The 18,746-nt window shown below is 59.6% G+C and carries 15 protein-coding genes; all 15 read right to left on the bottom strand.

What is annotated here, in order from left to right; translation table 11 throughout:
* Nucleotide 1: 1 nt before the first annotated feature.
* The 15 genes from trbK-alt to IVA78_RS24770 all read right to left on the bottom strand — a co-directional run bounded on the left by trbK-alt (nucleotide 2) and on the right by IVA78_RS24770 (nucleotide 18,169).
* The gene (gene trbK-alt / locus IVA78_RS24840) at nucleotides 2-373 is read right to left on the bottom strand and encodes a putative entry exclusion protein TrbK-alt (protein WP_247278014.1); all 372 of its coding nucleotides are present in this window, start codon (nucleotides 371-373) and stop codon (nucleotides 2-4) included.
* 2 nt (nucleotides 374-375) lie between these two features.
* Nucleotides 376-1,110 carry a P-type conjugative transfer protein TrbJ gene (gene trbJ, locus IVA78_RS24835; protein ID WP_247334035.1) on the bottom strand — a complete coding sequence of 245 codons (735 nt, stop codon included), beginning with the start codon at nucleotides 1,108-1,110 and terminating at the stop codon, nucleotides 376-378.
* Nucleotides 1,110-3,542 carry a conjugal transfer protein TrbE gene (gene trbE / locus IVA78_RS24830; protein WP_247278016.1) on the bottom strand — a complete coding sequence of 811 codons (2,433 nt, stop codon included), beginning with the start codon at nucleotides 3,540-3,542 and terminating at the stop codon, nucleotides 1,110-1,112. Before trbE ends, trbJ begins: the two co-directional genes overlap by 1 nt.
* Before the next feature lie 8 nt (nucleotides 3,543-3,550).
* Entirely contained in the window at nucleotides 3,551-3,814 is a 264-nt protein-coding gene (locus IVA78_RS24825; RefSeq protein WP_247278017.1) for a VirB3 family type IV secretion system protein, read from the bottom strand.
* Nucleotides 3,814-4,134 (bottom strand): TrbC/VirB2 family protein, encoded by a 321-nt coding sequence (locus IVA78_RS24820; protein ID WP_247278044.1) that lies wholly within the window; start codon nucleotides 4,132-4,134, stop codon nucleotides 3,814-3,816. The genes IVA78_RS24825 and IVA78_RS24820 overlap by 1 nt, the downstream gene beginning before the upstream one ends.
* A 2-nt stretch (nucleotides 4,135-4,136) precedes the next feature.
* Entirely contained in the window at nucleotides 4,137-5,057 is a 921-nt protein-coding gene (gene trbB, locus IVA78_RS24815; RefSeq protein WP_247278018.1) for a P-type conjugative transfer ATPase TrbB, read from the bottom strand.
* Nucleotides 5,058-5,547: 490 nt separating this feature from the next.
* Complete coding sequence (gene dctA / locus IVA78_RS24810; protein WP_247278019.1) at nucleotides 5,548-6,843, bottom strand: C4-dicarboxylate transporter DctA; 1,296 nt, start codon at nucleotides 6,841-6,843, stop codon at nucleotides 5,548-5,550.
* 540 nt (nucleotides 6,844-7,383) lie between these two features.
* A complete protein-coding gene (locus tag IVA78_RS24805) occupies nucleotides 7,384-8,598 on the bottom strand; it encodes a TlpA disulfide reductase family protein (protein ID WP_247278020.1) in 1,215 nt (404 codons plus the stop codon).
* Nucleotides 8,599-8,815: 217 nt separating this feature from the next.
* A complete protein-coding gene (locus IVA78_RS24800) occupies nucleotides 8,816-10,111 on the bottom strand; it encodes an MFS transporter (protein WP_346015451.1) in 1,296 nt (431 codons plus the stop codon).
* A gap of 2,035 nt (nucleotides 10,112-12,146) precedes the next feature.
* Nucleotides 12,147-12,296 (bottom strand): hypothetical protein, encoded by a 150-nt coding sequence (locus IVA78_RS24795; protein WP_247419243.1) that lies wholly within the window; start codon nucleotides 12,294-12,296, stop codon nucleotides 12,147-12,149.
* A gap of 796 nt (nucleotides 12,297-13,092) precedes the next feature.
* On the bottom strand, nucleotides 13,093-14,094 hold the full coding sequence (locus IVA78_RS24790) for a nitrilase-related carbon-nitrogen hydrolase (protein ID WP_247419241.1): 1,002 nt from the start codon (nucleotides 14,092-14,094) through the stop codon (nucleotides 13,093-13,095).
* Nucleotides 14,095-14,104: 10 nt separating this feature from the next.
* Nucleotides 14,105-14,815 carry an SDR family oxidoreductase gene (locus tag IVA78_RS24785; RefSeq protein WP_247450189.1) on the bottom strand — a complete coding sequence of 237 codons (711 nt, stop codon included), beginning with the start codon at nucleotides 14,813-14,815 and terminating at the stop codon, nucleotides 14,105-14,107.
* Nucleotides 14,812-15,150, bottom strand: coding sequence for a hypothetical protein (locus IVA78_RS24780; RefSeq protein ID WP_247419236.1), 339 nt, complete (start codon nucleotides 15,148-15,150; stop codon nucleotides 14,812-14,814). Before IVA78_RS24780 ends, IVA78_RS24785 begins: the two co-directional genes overlap by 4 nt.
* Nucleotides 15,151-15,757: 607 nt before the next feature.
* On the bottom strand, nucleotides 15,758-16,177 hold the full coding sequence (locus IVA78_RS24775; RefSeq protein WP_247278024.1) for a CopG family transcriptional regulator: 420 nt from the start codon (nucleotides 16,175-16,177) through the stop codon (nucleotides 15,758-15,760).
* Between the two features lie 12 nt (nucleotides 16,178-16,189).
* Complete coding sequence (locus tag IVA78_RS24770; protein WP_247450185.1) at nucleotides 16,190-18,169, bottom strand: conjugal transfer protein TraG; 1,980 nt, start codon at nucleotides 18,167-18,169, stop codon at nucleotides 16,190-16,192.
* Nucleotides 18,170-18,746 lie beyond the last annotated feature (577 nt).

The following is an 18,746-nucleotide window of genomic DNA, read 5'->3' as shown; positions in this document are numbered from 1 at the left end:
CTCACTCGCTTTGGCTCGGAATGGAGGAAAAGCCGGACGGGAGGCGACCTTCGTCTTTACGCGGGACTGGAGAGGGGAATGGCGCCGCGCCGGTCCGGCTATGCGAACCATCAATTGACCTGCTTCCGCCTAAGAATTGATTGCGCTGCTCGGCCCAGATCTTCTGGCATTCAAGCAGAGCGTCTTTCTGCTCGTAGGTGACGGTACGGCATTGCTCGAGCTTTGCTGCGGTCAAATCCGGTTTTGAGGCTAGAGAGACGGAAGACTGGGTCGCGCTCTCGTCGGTGCGCAGGCGAATGGCGCAGGCGGCAACCAACAGGACAGCAAGACCAGCTGCTGCCGCGACAGGTAGTCGTTCAAATCGTATTTTCATGATCAGTGGAACATCTGCACGGTTGTCGGTTGATAGTTTTGGCCCGGATTGAGAAAGCGCCGCAGCTGCTCCCTACCCTGCTCCTGCGCTGCAGCCCGTTGGGCGGATTCGAGCGTCTGTGCGCGACCTTGCGCGGCAACAGTCGCCGTAAGGTCCGCAAGCTGCTGGGCTTGCAGCGCAAGGAGCTGGTTGCCGGCCTGACTTGCCTGGAGCGCACCCGCTGCGCCCTGGCTCGCCGTCACGAGGGCGGACATCTGGATGCGGTTGGCGTCGAGATTGCCGACAACGCTCGCTTGGACCCTCATGGCGTCCTGCAGCCCGGCAACTGAGTTCTGCCAGCGTGTTTGGGCATTTGCGACCAGGAGCCCATCGGACATGCTCGCCGATGCCGGCGCATAGGTGGTGGAAAACGCGCGATCGATCTGCTGGACGTCGTAGGCAATCCGCTGCGCCTGCGAGAGTAGCTGCTGGGTGCGTTGAATCGACTTCTCGAGCTGTTGCAAGGATGAATAAGGCAGGCTCGCCAGGTTCTTCGCCTGATTGATCAGCATCTGCGCTTGGTTCTGGAGCGAAGTGATCTGATTGTTGATCTGCTGCAGCTCACGCGCGGCCGTCAGCACATTCTGAACGTAGTTGTTGGGATCGAACACGATCCACTGCGCCTTCGCTTCGCGGGGCGCTTGGATCATGGTCATGGCGATGATACTTGCTGCCAGAAGCGGGCGGATACAGCTCATCAGAGCGCTCCTTGTTTGGCGAACTGCGGAATGAGATTGCAGGCCCAGCCGAGGTCGCGCGCCTTGAGCCAGCCGGTGACGAACTCGTCCCTTCCGTGCTCGGCAAGCACCCGATCAATCAAAGCCTGGTCGGCTTTGGACGAGGCGGCCGCGAAGGCGAGCGCGATTTCGCCAAGTCCGAGCTCGAACAGGCGGTTGCCGCGGCGCGATTGGCAGTAGTAGTCCCGCTTCGGAGTGGCGCGGGCGAGGATCTCGATCTGCCGGTCGTTCAGCCCAAAGCGACGGTAAATCGCCTTGATCTGCGGCTCGATGGCGCGATCGTTTGGCAAAAGGATGCGGGTCGGGCAGCTCTCGATGATGGCAGGCGCGATTTTGGAGCCATCGATATCGGCAAGCGATTGGGTCGCAAACACGACCGAGGCGTTCTTTTTGCGGAGGGTTTTGAGCCACTCGCGGAGCTTGCCGGCAAAATCGGCGTCATCGAGCGCAAGCCAGCCTTCGTCGATGATGAGCAGTGTCGGACGGCCGTCAAAGCGGTCCTCGATCCGGTGAAACAGATAGGCCAGAACTGCGGGCGCGACAGAGGTCCCGATCAATCCGTCGGTCTCGAACACCTGGACGGAGGCTTCACCCAGCCGTTCATATTCGCCGTCGAGCAACAGGGCGTATGGACCACCGAGGCAGTAGGGCTGCAGCGCGCGCTTGAGAGCGTTGGACTGCAGAAGAACGGAGAACCCAGTCAGAGTCCGCTCCTTAACTGGTGCCGAGGCGAGTGAGGTCAACGCCGACCAGACATGATCCTTGGTCTCAGGGGTGACTTCGATCCGCTCGCGCGTCAGGATCGATGCGATCCAGTCGGATGCCCAGCCTCGCTCGCCGACATCGTCGATGCCTGCAAGCGGCTGGAGCGAGACGAATTCTGAGGATTCCAGGGCGCCGCCGAGATCATGCCAGTCGCCCCCCGTGGCGATGGCCGATGCGCGGATCGAGCCTCCGAAGTCGAACGCAAAGATCTGCGCCTCGCGATAGCGGCGGAACTGCAGCGCCATGAGCGCCAGCAGCACCGACTTACCGGCGCCCGTCGGCCCGATGACCATGGTGTGGCCGACATCTCCGACATGCAGAGAAAACCGGAATGGCGTGGAACCCTCAGTCTTACCGAAGAACAATGGGGGCGCGTTGAGGTGGTGATCCCTCACCTCTCCGGCCCATACGGCAGATAGCGGGATCATATGGGCGAGGTTCAGGGTCGAGACCGGCGGCTGGCGGACGTTTGCGTAAGTTTGTCCCGGCAGGCTGCCGAGCCAGGCTTCGACGGCATTGACCGTCTCGGCCATGCAGGTGAAGTCGCGGCCTTGGACGACCTTTTCGGCGAGGCGGAGCTTTTCGTCGGCTGCGCGAGGATCCCCGTCCCAGACCGTGACCGTTGCCGTAACGAAGACCTGTGCGATCTGATCCGAGCCCAATTCCTGGAGCGCACTGTCGGCGTCCATCGCCTTGTTGTGGGCATCGGTATCCAGAAGCGCGGAGGCCTCGTTCGTCATCACCTCCTTCAGGATCGCCGCGATCGACTTGCGCTTGGCAAACCATTGCCGCCTGATCCTGGTGAGGAGCTTTGTGGCATCTGTCTTGTCGAGCATGATCGCCCGCGTGGACCAGCGATACGGGAATGCCAGCCGGTTCAGGTCGTCGAGAATTCCGGGCGTGGTCGCGGTCGGAAAGCCCACGAGCGTCAGAACGCGCAGATGCGCCTCGCCCAGCATGGGCTCGAGACCTCCTGTCAGGGATTGATCGGCAAGCAACGCATCGAGATACATCGGAATTTCTGGCACGCGCACGCGATGCCGTTTGGTCGAGACCGTCGAATGCAGGTAGGTCAGCGTTTGCTCGTCATCGAGCCAGCCACATTCCGGCATGAAACCCTCGACGAGCTGCAGGACGCGGCCGGTCCGGTCGACAAAGCCGGCAAGCACCTCGCGCGCATCCGCTCCCGCAGCGCGATGGCTGCCCTCGTACAGCAGGCGCTCCGCCACGGCCGCACTCTCTGCCGGAGGCAGATAGAGGAAAGTCAGATAGTAGCTCGACTCATAGTGGCTGCCGGCCTCCTCGAATTGCGCTTTCCGCTCCGCATCCACCAGCGCCGAGGCGACGTCCGGGAATGTATCCGGCGGATAGCGTCCTGCCGAATGCCGTTGCGCCTCGACGAAGACGGCCCACCCCGATCCGAGGCGACGGAGCGCATTGTTGAGGCGGCCTGCGACAGCAACAAGCTCGGCCGGCACTGAGCTGTCGAGATCCGGCCCTCTGAACCGGGCCGTTCGCTGAAAGGATCCATCCTTGTTGAGAATGACGCCCTCATCGACCAGGGCCGCCCAAGGCAGGAAGTCGGCAAGGCGCGTGTTTGAACGGCGATATTCGGCAAGATTCATCATAGGCAACTCTAGGACCTGAGGTGGCTTGGAATACGGACGTGCCGGCGCACGACTTCCACGAAATCGGGATCGCGTTTTGCGGCCCAGATGGCGGCCATGTGGCCGACGAACCAGAGGAGAAGGCCGGCAACCCACAGGCGCAGCCCAAGACCGAGTGCCGCCGCTAACGTGCCGTTGGCGATCGCCACGGCGCGCGGCGCACCGCCCATCAGGATAGGCTCGGTGAGCGCACGATGCACGGGCGCGATAAAACCTGCGACAGGCTCCTCCATTAGATCACCACGCCGCCGCCGAAGGAGAAGAAAGACAGAAAGAAGCTTGATGCCGCAAAGGCGATGGACAGACCGAACACGATCTGAACCAGGCGGCGAAAGCCACCAGACGTGTCGCCAAATGCGAGCGAGAGCCCGGTCACAATGATGATGATGACCGCAATAATCTTGGCGACGGGACCCTCGACCGATTGCAAAATCTGGTTGAGCGGTTGCTCCCACGGCATATTTGAGCCAGCGGCGCACGCCGGGATACTGCTCAGCCAAAGGGTCACAATTGCCGTGGCCGGAATGCTGGCGCGGCGGAGAGATGAAGGCATCGTCATGATCGGTCTCCAATTGCAGAAAGGCTGTAATCACCTGATGCTTCTAAGCCGGTGACGCGGGCGAGCTCGCTCAAGCGGCGTTCGGCGCCGCGGCCGCTGAGCACCGCGATTACGTTGATTGTTTCGGCGATAAGCGGCCGGGGGACTGTGACGACAGCTTCCTGGACTAGCTGCTCGAGTCGGCGTAGCGCCCCGAGCGCCGTTCCGGCATGGATCGTGCCGATTCCGCCCGGATGTCCGGTGCTCCAGGCCTTGAGCAAATCGAGCGCCTCGGCTCCGCGCACCTCACCAATGGGAATTCGATCGGGGCGCAGACGAAGCGACGAACGGACCAGGTCGGAGAGCGAGATCAAGCCATCCTTCGTGCGGAGCGCCACGAGGTTTGGCGCCAAGCACTGAAGCTCGCGCGTATCTTCGATGAGAACGACACGGTCAGTCGTTTTAGCCACCTCGGCGAGAAGGGCATTGGTCAGTGTCGTCTTGCCGGTCGAGGTGCCGCCGGCGACCAGAATGTTCTTGCGCGCGCAAACTGCATCCCTCAATGCACCGGCCTGATCCGGCGTCATAATGCCGACTCCGACGTAATCCTCGAGGCTGAACACGGCGACCGCCGGCTTTCGGATCGCAAATGTTGGCGCGGCCACGACCGGCGGCAGCAGCCCCTCGAATCGCTCCCCCGTCTCGGGCAGCTCGGCAGAAATCCGTGGGCTCCCGGGATGAACCTCGGCACCCACGTAGTGAGCTACCACGCGGATGATTCGCTCTCCGTCAGAAGGGGATATATTCTTGCCAGTATCCGTAAGGCCGCTCGACAGTCGGTCGATCCACAGTCGGCCGTCGGGATTGAGCATCACCTCGACGATTGCCGGATCTTCCAAAAACCATGCGATGGCGGGCCCCAACGCGGTACGCAGCATACGCGCTCCGCGCAAGTTCGCTTCTGAATCAAAAGAATGGATCGCCACGATTTGCCCCAAGCTGCTGAGGCCGCTTCGGCGCCCTCATCTGAAGGCAAATAAAAGATAGGTCGTGTCTTACCGCAACAAAGGGAATATGCCGTTCGAAGTCTAGCGTGGAAAAAGGAACATTTGAAAAGAGCGCCGGCTTGACGCGCCGACCCCTCGACGGCGAGGCGAGAAATCGAACCACTGTCGCTGCCGCGCGTAGGCACGAATGAGCTCCCGCTTTTGGAGGATGCTCAAACCCGGGATAATGAACCACATCAGCCGGCGGGCTGCCGCAGGTACCAATGGCGACGCTGGTCTGGTGCACCACCGTGAGCGTAATGACCCTGCACCATTCCCCCTGGAATCAGGCTGGCCCTGTACTGCACGACGATTGCCTCCCAGAATGTAGGCATTCAAAGAGTGATTTCTAGTCCGCAATGGCCGAGCTGAGATCGCAGATCTACTTGAGCTGCGCGTGTAGCGAGACATGGTCGAGTTCACCTTCCCACCACGACACAAACACCGCGGCAATACCGTTTCCGATGATGTTGGTAAGCGCGCGCACCTCGCTCATGAACTTGTCGATCGAGAATACGATCGCAATGCCCGGGACGAGGTCAGGACTGACCACGGTCAATGTTGCGGCCAGTGTGACGAACCCGGCACCGGTAACACCACTTGCGCCCTTCGAGGTGAGCATCGCCACAACCAGTATCGTGAGCTGCTGGCCGAAGTCGAGATCGACCCCGAGCGCCTGCGCGATGAACAAGGTCGCCAACGTCATGTAAATGTTCGTCCCATCCAAATTGAAAGAGTATCCTGTCGGCACCACCAGGCCAACGACCGGCTTGGAACAGCCCAGCCGTTCGAGTTTTTCCATCAACTGCGGCAGCGCGCTTTCGGACGACGACGTTCCGAGGACGATCAGCAGCTCATCCTTGATGTAAACGATGAACTTTAGAATAGAAAAACCGACCAAGTGCGCAACCAGACCAAGCACAATGATCACGAAGAGCCCGGCTGTCACGTAGAACAGCGCAACCAAGCCGATGAGTTTACCGAGCGCGGACGGTCCGAATTCGCCGATAGTGTAGGCCATGGCGCCGAACGCCCCGATTGGCGCTGCCTTCATTACGATCCTAATGACACCAAACACCGCGTGTGCAGCATCGTCGACCAGACTGCGCATCCGCTCACCCCGCTCGCCAAGCGCCATCAGCGAGAACCCGAATAGGATGGCAAACAACAGCACCTGTAGCACGTCGCCTCGGGCCAGAGCGCCAACCACGCTATCCGGAATAATATTAAGGAGGAAATCGACCGCCTTCTGCCCTTCCGCTCTTTTGACGTAGTTGGCTACCGCCGCGGCATCAGCCCTGGGAGCCAGCCCATGGCCGGCCTGAACGAGATTGCCCATCACGAGACCCAGGATCAGCGCGAAGGTTGAAACGATCTCGAAGTAAAGCAGCGCCTTGACGCCGACTCGCCCGACCTTTCGTGCATCCTGAACATGCGCAATTCCGGACACAACAGTGCAGAAGATGATCGGCGCGATCACCATTTTGATCAGCTTGATGAATCCGTCACCAAGCGCTTTGACCCAGCTGTTCGTCCCCACAGCAGGCCACAACCAGCCAACGAGAACGCCAATCAGGATCGCGATGAGTACCTGGACATAAAGAACATTGTACCAGGGGCCAGATGGCTGGAACAGGGCGGCGGCTTTGACAGAGCGGCGCTGGCGGTGATTGTGCATCACGCTCGACCCGGCGCCGTGGTACCAAAGAGGGGTGACAATGAAGGCACGGCTTCGCTCAGTGTTACCTTAGCGCGGCGCGCACAGGGCACTGACCGCTTTAAACGACCCCGTCCGTTGCCAGGGTTTGCCGCCTCTCCCGAATGGGCTTGTGGCCAACGCGAAACGAAGTGCTGAATCCCTTCTGAAACCAGCGATAAAAACTTGAGAAAGCTTCCTTGAGAGTTGGAATGCATCAACGTCACCACCCATTTCAATCTTTTTTGGTTGTTCGAAGATGCCACCAGCATCTTATAAGACGCCACCTTTAGCAGCCCGCGACCACTCTTCACCTGGACAGGCATTCTCGCCGCTATCGCACCGGATCGCGACGTACGTTGAAGAAACATTCACCGTAAAGAAGTTGTGGTGGTGCGGCTCGCCTGCGTTCACCCCTCAATCATCCTATCCTCACCTCAGGTGAATGCCCCGACATCCCCAAAGGCATCGACGTCGATCGCAAAACCACAAGGGCCGAGAAGACATGGCCAGCAGCATTGCTCACGCTGCCTCCCTTGGCGATCCCGGTTGCGGCTTTTCGGGAGCTGTGTTTTGCGGTGTCGAACAACACTCCTCGTAACAGAGCTTCTCACTCCTGTAGCTCGCCAAGGCCTGGAGTGAGCACTGCACGAGATCCCGTTTCGCTACATCCGAGGCAGGCACTGCATCCAGCCATTTCAGCGCCACCTCGACCAATTCGATCGCGCGATCCCTGTTACCGGTCTCGTAATAGTACCGAGCGACCGCCCCGTACGAGAGAAACTTCGCGCCCTCGCTGCCTTGGGGCGGATTCGCCGCCAGGATGTGTTCGGAGAGATCCTTGCCCATGGCAAAGCGCTCGGCATGTGGGAAACCGGAGTAGTCTTTCGCGGGGTCGAAGAGTTGGCGGATGGCCACGCTCATCCAAACCACGGATTTCTTGTCGATCGCATCGCGAACCAATTGGCGCAATACCGCCAGGCCGGCCCGCATGTCGCGTATCTTGTGAAGCAACAATTCCGCATGAAGCCCACGAAAGGTGAGATCGTCCGGCATCGCAGCGAGTGCCTCCTCAATCCCTGAAAGGGCTGCCGCCCAATCCTTACTGTTCATGGCGGCTTCAAGCCTGGCAAAGATCGGCTCCACCAGCGCTCGCTTCTGCGATAGTTCGCGCTTTCTGCGTCGACCCTTGGTTATCCTCTCCGCATCCAGGGCTTGGGCTTCGTCGCTCACTGCCCAGGAGCCGTTCAGAACTTTGGGCAACGCGTTATCGAATTGCGTCGGATGGCCGATAAAGGCGAAGCGGCCGTCACGATCGATCACGAATGACGAAGGAATCCCGACAGAAAAGCTGGGATCCATCCAAAGCTTGTTCATTTCGCCGGCGTAGTCGAATGCGATCGCGAAGTTCAGATTCGGCAAGCTCTTCGTCAACCAAGCGTCCAAGCTGGCTCGCGCTTCATCTGCCGTCGAAGCTTGTTCGTGAGCCGCGATGCCCACCACCTCAACTCCGCTGCTCCTGTATTTGCTTTGCAGGATCACCAAATTCTGCATCGAGGCGATACATGGTCCGCACCACGTCGCCCAAAACTCGATGATGTATACTTTCCCAGGTTCGAACGTTGTAACGGGCTGGCCACGTAGCCAGTCCTCAACTTTGATGGAGGGAGCCGGCGAACCGACTCTCAGCACATTCTCCGCACCGACTTGACTTGCGCTCTCAGTCACACTGGTCATTGCTCAAATTCGCTTTACCTGGCTCTGCGGAAAACAACAGCAAGTCGCATGCCAGCCAGCGCTCATTGATATTACGCATTTTTCGTATCTTTCCTGTCGACCTTGCGACGCATGTCGCATATCCGACCAGCTGTTTGGAGCTTCTCAGGCAATCAGTCGGCCGGACGTTCTTGACGCGCCTGTAGACCGACGAGGCGGGTCAGGCAGAGGGCCGACTTCACCACTCCACATCTTGATCGGTTTTCAGGATAACCATTTCGGCGATCGGGATAATGACGTGAACTGACCTGCTTTGGCCCGTCGACTTGCGCTTGACGGCGATCTCAGATTTCCAAATCAACTCTTTGAGCCGAGGGGCGATGAACCAGACCAGGGCGACCAGCTGCAGCACAACATTCATACTGAAGGCCGTCTGATACGCGATTGAGGGGTAGTGTCCGTCCTTTACCGGCCATTGCGCGAGAATTAACCCCGTCCCGTACTGGACGAGGAAAGCCCACCCGAAATGCAGAACGTTGAGCACGCCGTTCGCGCGCGCGATCAGTTGGGCCGGAAAGTAATCTCCGATGATCGCGTAGCTGAGCACGATTGCTGATCCGACCACCGCCACAATGATCCACGACGGTAGCGACGGAAATGGCGGATGCAATATCAGCGCGAGTTCGGCTGCAATGAACACAGCAGCTATGATTGCGAGCAACGTTTCAATGTTCTTGCCATGCCGACGCAGCGAATCGGCGACCACGCCGAGCAGCAATGCGCCAATGCTTAGGGCTATCGCCATGACGAGCAATTGTGTGACAAGGCTTGTTCGATCCAACCCTTCCACATCGTTCAGCCAGGACGCTGCCCACAAGGACTGCAGGGCCCACGCGGACCCGATACATGTTGAAGAAATCGGCGCAATTCTCCAGAACCGCCCATCCGTATAGACGGTCTTCAGGCTGATCGTCCCTGGAGGGCTCTTCGCAGTTGCCTCATGCTCTGGAACCAAAAAATAGATCGAAGCGGCCGCGGAGGCACTGGATGCGGCAAGCAGCTCAAATAGACCGCGCCAGCCTATCCAGTTAAGCAATGCCTCGGCTGGTGCGGTTGCCGTTACCGCGCCCAGTGCACCCAGCATGATCATACAGCCGTTGATGAGCGCCACGCGCTCTCTCGGAAACCAGAGCACGACTGTTTTCAGGCCAGACATGAGGGAAGCTGCGGTGCCAAATGCTATCATCGCGCGAGCAACCAGAAGCGCCAGAAATCCACTCGATAATCCGAAAAGCGCAGCGCCTGCGGCAGCCAGCAGCAAGAGCGCACTCTGGACTCGGCGCGGACCGAAGCGATCCAAGAGCATGCCCATCGGAATCTGGCTGCCGGTAACGACCAGAAAGTAGATCGAGCCCAACAGCCCCAAATCGGCCGTACCAAGCTCCAATTCAGAGGCGAGGCGGCCACAAATGAGCGTGTTGATCATCCGAAACAGGTAGGAAAGATAATATCCCGCGGCAAAGGGAAGGAACACGCAAGAGATGATCCGCCAGGTCCAACCCCGGTTGACCGGTTTCTCGCCTGATATCAGCCCAGCGGCATCGCTGCGCGTGTTGCTCGGAACGCGGCCACTGGCTTTAGCACAAGGCGTTGGCAGCTGTCGAAAGTTGATATTGCTGCCGCCCTCCTCGGCGACAGCACACGCTTCTGAGTTTTCACCTACGACGGCCACACAGTGGGGTTCTTCTTCAGCTGGCGCTCGTCGAACGGCGCGTGACGCTACGCCTCCCATTTCAGACCCGGATCGGCTGGAATTTCCCGAGCGATCAATTGCCTCCTGCAGCAAGGGGCGGCCAAACCGTACGCGACGATCGACCTGCTCGGCAAACGCCTTGAAGCGCTCGAGCCCGAGTACGCACGCCTCGTCCTGCTTGGATGGCGGCATCGGCGGCGTCAGCGTGAGGTGGTATCGCACATGGAGAGCCACTATTTCCGCGATCATCGCGATGTCCGTCCGCAGACTGAGCACCTGCTCATTCGTTCGCTCGATCGCCTCGAAAACAAGGCCCTCTATAGGCGGCGGCGGATCCAGGAAGCGCTCAAGAGCCGCCTCGATGGCGACGCTCTTGCCCATACCAGGGCGGTCAGTCGCGGCTTGGAGTCGCTGAAAAATGCACTCAGAAAGTTGAATCGTTATCTTTCTGGTCTGCTGAGCTTCGCTTGGACTCGGCTGCGCGTCTACCTCAGCTTCATTCCGACTTGAGGTCGGTTCTCCCCGGCGCTCGCCGCTAATCTGCATACTCCAGCTTCCTTCTCTCTGCGACTGCACACCGCCCGCGCTTGCACGCGCGTGGTTTGTATGTTCGGTCGAAACGGATGAATCGCGCTGCGATGACGCACGACAAAAGCGTCGAGACCGCATGCCGCTTCAACCGCGGGGACATTCTGGTCGCAGTCTGGCGTACCGAAAGAAAGAAACGGCGGACTCTCAAAGACCAGCGCCAGACGTCTCGTAGCCTCTTGTCCCTCTAGGCAGTCAGGTCGCCGACAGACGAGCGATTTCGCGGACGGTGCGTGCACCCTTACTTGAAATCGAAAAAGTCACCGATCCAAAAAAGAGGCGCAGGCGCAATCTAGACGGCGCCCTCGCGCCCCCGACGTCGCGAACGACCCCCGCGGACGCACCGGCGTTGTTCGCTAAGGGGGTGATGCGCCTCATAAGAAGCGCACCAGCTCATGCGCGCGACCAAAATACACCTGCGCCTCACCGATTTCCGGCATGCATCACCAGCGTGCGATAGGACTTACAACCGTTCGCGTGCCGCGCGTCCAGCCCGGCTCACGGCCGTTGAAACGTATCTGCTGGCCCGGTGCGACCACTCACTTCTCGGGGGCCTTAGGGGAATGGTCGGCCGCACTGGCAGGCGGCTGAATCGCGTAGCGGGTCCCCCTCGCTATGGCGGCAGACGTAGCGCTCGTTGCGCCCGTCCTCGCCAGCCAGGAGATCCATCGGTCCCTCCGCACGCCGGGCATTGCTTCCGGATCTGATGGAGGACTGCCATGTGAATTGTCCCTGCCGACAGCGAGCTTACTCGCGCCAGATCGGCTGTTACAGGCACCTCGCAGCACATTCCGCGCAAGGCCACTGCTCGCCCGCCTTGACGTCCGAGCCGCCGATGTACTTAAGTGCATCCTGGTAGCGTTGAGTTGGGGCACACCATGGATGTTGAGTGCTACAGGAGCTTTGCATAACGGGCCCGCGATCTGGCCGGTAAGGCCGACCCGTTCACGCGAAAGCGGCTTCTGGTGCTGGCCGCGAAATACGGCCAAGCTCGGCAAGCCTTCGTCGGCCAGGCGCAATCTTCAACGCACGCTACCGCTGCCCCGCACCGTGCCAGCCGTGAGCGCCATCTCCGATGCCGGCGAGGCTTGACGAAGACCGCCGGCAGCGGCAGCAAACATCACCGCTCCAGGGCGCTGGATTTTCCAGGGACGGTACACGAACTACATCGGGAAAGGATGCGCACCCAAGCCGGAGTGAGCACCCGGATCTCACCAGTCGATCGCCCTCACCGCACTTCGGAAGCACTGCGGCCGCCGAGCAGCTTGCCGGTGGAGGCATTCACGAAGTGGACCGAGGAGCATGCCAGACAAACGACCGGCAGATGAGTGTCGGGACCGATCTGCTCCAGTGCCGCCAGCAGGTGCTGCACGTTCATGCCCGTGCGTGGGCACCTGAAAAGTACTGTTTGCTCCATCCGGCCAGCATAGGCCTGGATACTGCGCCCTGAAACTGCGGTTGTTTACTGAGAGCGTGCCGGCGCCTCCTGGAGCACCGTGCGGCGGCAGTTACGAATCTTCATCGCGTCTGGAGGCTGGGTCGAGGACACCATTTTGCGTATTCTTTGGCCCAGCGCTCAAGCCGCGCGGCTGGCTCCGGATCGTTGAGCGCAAGAGTGGGCACCTTCTCGGCAAGTAATCTGGTTTTATCGTCCTCCATGGAATTCCTACCCCGAATGGGGCTCGTGTTGCGCAGAATGCTGGATGCCCTTGCATACAACTCACCGTAGCTTGACTCCGCGTTCACCTTCAGCCGCCAGCTTCCCCGGCGAGGATTGCCTGGACCTGATCTCCCCCGCCGTTGGACGCCACTCGGAAAGACCTGCCGTGACGACCGTCTCGAGCTGACGATGTGGCCTTTTGCGATATGAGCGGATCCTCATTGAGGCAACATCCAGATCTCGAGGCGGGGCGCTGCAAGGATGGGCGATGCGGCGGTCAGCGTAACAGTTCGAACACCTGAAGCGTACTTGCCGCTGCAGTGACGAGGTGCGCTGTAGGCTGAAGGCCTCGGCGAGGCTCCGCAGCTGGGCATTTCTCCAATAGAGAATCGGTCTGGATCATGCGAGCGGCCCGCATGGCCCTGCTGCAAACTAGTTCCTTCTACCTGTATCTCCGGCCGTTCGGGTCGAAGCGGGATGCACCAATCTCCTCCGGCCCTGGCGGGCAGGACCATTAACTCTCAAGCGGCGTCAGAGCGCGGGCCTCGCGGTGAAGGCCGGTAGTCGCCACGCTCCTGGGGGGAATAATCCGTTCATGGACGTGCGAAGAAGGTGTCCGGTCGATCAGGAGGCTGATCAGTTCAGGGCGACTGTAGTGACCGCTTGCATCCATCACTCTCTTGCGCCCGTCGATTTCGATGAAGTCGAGATCTGCAATCACATCTCCTTCACCTTCCTTCAGGGGCTCGCCTATCAATTGACCATCGGGGGCAACGATAGCGGTGAAGCAACCGCCCGAAATCGGAGCGATAGCAGCGCCCGTGTCGTTGGCAATTTGGGCTTGTTGGTCGGCGTTGAGCCATGCGGTTGCGCTGACGACGAAGCAGGCCGACTCAAGGGCATGCTGCCGGGTGCTCACTTCCGTTTGCTGGGAGAAGAGGGGGCCGAAGATCGAACCGGGGTACATCGCGGAGTGGATCTGCTCGCCATCGGCAATCAAGGCGTATCTGGCCAGCGGGAGATAATGTTCCCAGCACACAAGCTGGCCGATCCGGCCAACCGCGCTGTCTACGGCGCGAAGGCCGGCACCGTCGCCCTGGCCCCAGACCATCCGCTCATGATAAGTAGGGGTGATCTTGCGGCGACGCTGGATCAGCGTGCCGTCCGCATCGAACAGGAGTTGAGTGTTGTAGATTGATCCTCCGTCCCGCTCATTGGCGCCGACGGAAACGACCATTTGGGCGTCCTTGGCGGCATCGCCGATCGCATGCGTCTCCGCAGAGGGTACCGTAAGGGATTGCTCAAGCAGCCTCTGATGCTCCTTGGCAAGCGTGAAGGGCGGCTGGACGAACGAGAAATACGGGTAGTAGGGAATGATGGTCTCGGGGAACGTGGCGAAACGCACCCCCTTCTTGCCCAATTCGCGAATCTTTTTGGTGATCTTCTCGACTGTCCCCTCTCGGCTGTACAACATGGGGCTGATCTGTACGGCGGCTGCCTTGACGATGTTTCTCATTCTCTTCTTCTCATTGTGAGTATTCGAGCGCTGCACTGGACTGGTGTAGAGGACGACAGATGACTGTCACGGGAGGCTCTTCGAGCACATCGGCAGGGCTTGTTGGATTCAGGGCTGTGTGCGTCTGCCATCGACAGGCACGTCGATGCCGGTGATGTAGGATGCGTCGCAGAAAGCGAGGAAGCTCACGCGCCGCGATCTTGCGTGGCTTGCCGAAGTGTTTCGCGGCTATCTGCTCGAGCAGGACCGTTCCGCGGTCTTGCACGCTGGCCTCGGAAATGCCGATCTTCCTAAACAGCGGGCTTTCGATGACGCCCGAGCTCTCGGCGTTTACCTGAACGCTTCGGCGGATCAGTTGGTCGCCAAGCGCTCGCGTCAAGTTGCACAGTGCGGCCTTGGATGCGGATACGGCCGATGTTCCCGCAATTCCGACCTGATCGGACAAAGAAGCCGTGAAGCCGATCGCGTTTAGGTTGCGCACGAGAGGCAACGCGCTGTGGACGTTGAAATAGGGTCTAGGGAAATTGACGCTTAAGACGTCAAAGCTCTGCTGCGTTGTTTCCGCGAGCGAGCCGGGTTTCGCGATTTCGGCATTGGCATCGAAACGGGCTATAATAGTTTCGCGCATTCCTTCGAAGCGGGATAGCCAGCGCGAAAAGCGGCAATCGCCAAGCCTCCCTGTCCAGATAGCTGCACAATGCCCTGCAGGACTTTGGCTCATGACGCGTTTTCCGCATCGCTTGGCTTATGCGTTGAGGGATAAGGCTTTCTACCTACTGTGTCGGTAGTCGCGTCGGCTACTGCCGTAGTCGAATCATGCGCCATCATGTAGTACGTGGCGAAGTGGCCGCTCTTGCTGGCGATCTTACCATTCTTGCGAGTGAGGTTGCCCTTCTCACGTTTGGTAATCAGCTTCATCTTGCACCGCTTGGCGATCAGGGGCATCGGGACAAGCTTCCATCCCGTGGCCTTGCGCAACTCTGCTTGTGTAACGCCGTCTTGTCGTGAGGCGAGAGAGCGGATCAGATTGGATTTGGTGTGAGGATGCTTGGCCATCGTCGCCATCCGGGGGAATTGGGCCTCATTCAAACGGCTCCAAGCCAATAGGCTTCTCGTGGCGCAGCTGTCCCTTCCATCGAAAGGGGACGATTTAGTTCCGTTCCTTTGGAATTGTGGAAACATGTTGCAGACGATCTCAGGCGTTGCCCGATCGCAATCTGACGTAAACGGATAACGTCGCACCAGTTTGCTGAAGTGTGCGGCAGTGCAAGTTCTCGCATTTTTCGACAGGATGTTCGCATAGTAAGACCTTACAACGTGGATTGCTAACACAGAGGACCTGCGATGCAATTCGCTAAAACTGGTAGGCCAACTATTCAGAAGACCTTGAAACTCTGGAAGGCTTCCGCTTGCTCAAGCAAGCAGCGTTACTCCAGTGAGCGGCAGCTCGATGGAGACCGGACAAGTCTCAACTCGCTTCAGATTTCAGCATTCATGTCATGCGGCCTGCTACCCTCAGATATCTGCCGTCGGTACCAATCTAACGCGCTCGCTCCGTTCGATTTGGCTCTATCGTTGTTTGCGGCCGAAATGTACTCGGCGCGAGCACCCTCGCAAATTCCCTTGTAGTCCTGCATCGCCCGCCCGCTCGTCGGTTGTTGAATTACTCTGGAATTGCGGGGTTCGAATCGAAGCTCACCTCTTTCAGAACGGTTGATCCGCTGGAAAGCCTTCGGCCAAGCGCTTCAACGAATCGATCATAACGTTCGGCGCCTTTGGCGCGAGCGGCTGGACTGGATTGTTCTGGTAATGCCGGCACCGATGTCAACCAGAAGCGAATGAACAGGGCGAGCGTCTCGAGCGTGATGTTGCCATTGCGTTCGAGACGCTCGAGCAGCCGTGCGGTCCGATCCAGCCGCTTGGCAATAGCCGCCTCGCGTCGGTCGGAATCGTCAGGCGAAAGAAATGACGTGATCGCGGCCTCTGCGACCAGCGACTTGGGTTGGCCACGACGCTCCGCGAAGACATCAAGGGTTCTGAATGTCTCCGGATCAAGGTAGACACTGAGCTGAATCTTTTTCACCGATTTGCCAACTCAGAGGTCCATGCCATCGTCAGGGTCGAGGCTGGTCGCGCGCGCTAATCCGTGCATTGCGCGGCTAAGCGCTTGTGCCTGGACAGCATCTGCGTCGGGCTCATCGGGACCAGCATCGAACTCATGTTCCGCGAGCGGTGCCTTGATTTCGATCTCCTCGTGCTGCGGCAATTCTGGCTCGCGCCGCAGCCCTCCATTCGGATCGCCACGCTTTCGCTGCCGAGGCGCAAGCAGTTCGGTCGAGGGCGCAGGGGTTGGGTTCCCTGACCAGTCTTCATCTGGGCGCGAGGACAAGAGAATTGTTCCTGTTTCAGCGGGCTTGACGATTCGCTTCTGAAATTGCGGGTCCTCATAGTAACGAACCTTAGTGGCACGCAGCGGATGGAGGCCCGACACCATCACAATCGCCTCTTTCGATGAGAGCTGCATGACTTCGCCGGGCGTCAGGAGCGGACGGGACGTCTCTTGGCGGCTCACCATCAAGTGTCCAAGCCAGGGACTTAAGCGATGCCCGGCATAGTTTTTCATGGCGCGCAGTTCGGTTGCGGTCCCCAGCGCATCCGAGACGCGCTTAGCGGTGCGCTCGTCATTTGTGGAGAAGGCGATCCGGATGTGACAATTGTCGAGAATCGCGTGGTTCGGCCCATAGGCGCGTTCTAACTGATTCAAGCTCTGAGTGATCAGGAAACTGCGAATGCCATAGCCCGCCATGAAGGCAAGCTGGCTCTCGAAAAAATCGAGGCGGCCAAGGGCTGCAAACTCATCGAGCATCAGGAGGAGCTTTTGACGGCGCCGGTCGGGATCCAGGCTCTCGGTCAGGCGCCGTCCGATCTGGTTGAGGATGAGCCGCATCAGGGGTTTTGTGCGGACGATGTCGGATGGCGGCACGACGAGATAGAGTGAAACGGGCTGCTGTCTGTCGACGAGATCGCGAATGCGCCAATCGCTCCGCGCGGTGACCTTAGCGACGACCGGATCGCGATAAAGGCCCAAGAAGCTCATTGTGGTCGACAGCACGCCCGACCGCTCGTTTTCGCTCTTGTTGAGCAGCTCTCGCGCAGCTGAAGCGACGACGGGATGAACGCGATCACCAAGATGGGGAGTCGCAAGCATCGCATTCAGCGTGGCCTCGATCGGGCGGCACGGGTCCGAAAGGAATCTGGCAACCCCGGCAAGTGTCTTGTCAGCTTCAGCGTAGAGGACATGCAGGATAGCGCCGACGAGCAGAGAATGGCTGGTTTTTTCCCAATGATTGCGCCGCTCGAGCGCCCCTTCGGGATCGACCAGGATATCCGCGACATTTTGCGCGTCTCGTACTTCGCAATCACCACGGCGAATCTCAAGAAGGGGATTGTAGGCCGCGCTTGCTGCGTTGGTCGGGTCGAACAAGAGTACATCTCCAAGGTGCGCGCGCCACCCCGAGGTCAACTGGAAATTCTCGCCCTTGATATCGTGGACGATCACCGAACGCGGCCAGGTCAAAAGCGTCGGAACCACAAGGCCGACTCCCTTGCCCGAACGGGTAGGCGCAAAGCAGAGCACGTGCTCAGGCCCATCATGGCGAAGATATCGACCATGGAAACGCCCGAGCACAAGGCCATCGTTGCCTAGCAACCCCGCCCGTTTGACTTCGCGCGTATCGGCCCAACGCGCTGATCCGTAAGTCGTGACATCGCGAGCCTCATGCGCGCGCAAGACCGAAAGCACCATTGCTGCGGCGACTGCCGCGATCCCACCGCTCCCGGCAATGGCGCCCCCCTGGAGGAATATCGTGGGCGCGTAAGCGTCGAATTCAAACCACCAGATGAAGAAGGCAAACGGCTGGTAGACGGGCCAGGTGCCTAATCTGAACCAGGCCGGTCCAAGCTGCGGCTGGAACGCAAGCTGACAAGCAGTCCATTCGGTCGCGGCCCACACGAAGGTGAACGCGATTAGGCAAACCAGGATCACCTGATGCCAGATGATTTTTGTCGCAGACATGGCTTGCCGATATCGACACGATCGACCTGTTGGCTACAATCAGAGGCTTATGCTTCTCGTAGTCGCGCGCGCCCTGGCGAACGGATCGGCGGGTCAGATTGGCAAGCCGCGTTTGGGCCCAAAAAGATCCCTCGCGTGGAACAGGCCGCCTCAAAGCACCGTCCCAAGCAGCTTCGCGTGATAGGCGCTTGGATGATGAGACAATCAACTCGTACCGTGCTGCCGCTCTAGGCGAACCGGCCGGCCTTCGCGAAGCGAGGCTCCGGGTTATAGATGTCCGGAAGGCTAGCTCGCGTCTGGCCTAAGCTCTCCGTAAGTGCGCGCGATCAAGCGAGGTGCGGCGTGCCACAACGCGTTATCGATGAGGCGGGCGTCCCGGATTAAATCGGCGGGAGGCGGGGTCGCGGAGTACAAGAATCATGCGGGAGCGTCCCCGGCAGGAGCTTATTTCCGATGGGTGTCGCGCGCCATGGAAAACTGCCCCCTCAGCGTCACGAGGAATTGCCCCCTCCTCGGATAGCTGGGGAGAGAGTGAATGAAGCAGGAACGAATCACTGAAGGCTCGTCGTGGATTGAT

Source organism: Bradyrhizobium sp. 137 (assembly GCF_023074095.1).
GTDB lineage: Bacteria > Pseudomonadota > Alphaproteobacteria > Rhizobiales > Xanthobacteraceae > Bradyrhizobium.
The sequence above is the reverse complement of the archived record's forward strand: the minus strand, read 5'-3'. Positions and strand labels throughout refer to the sequence as shown.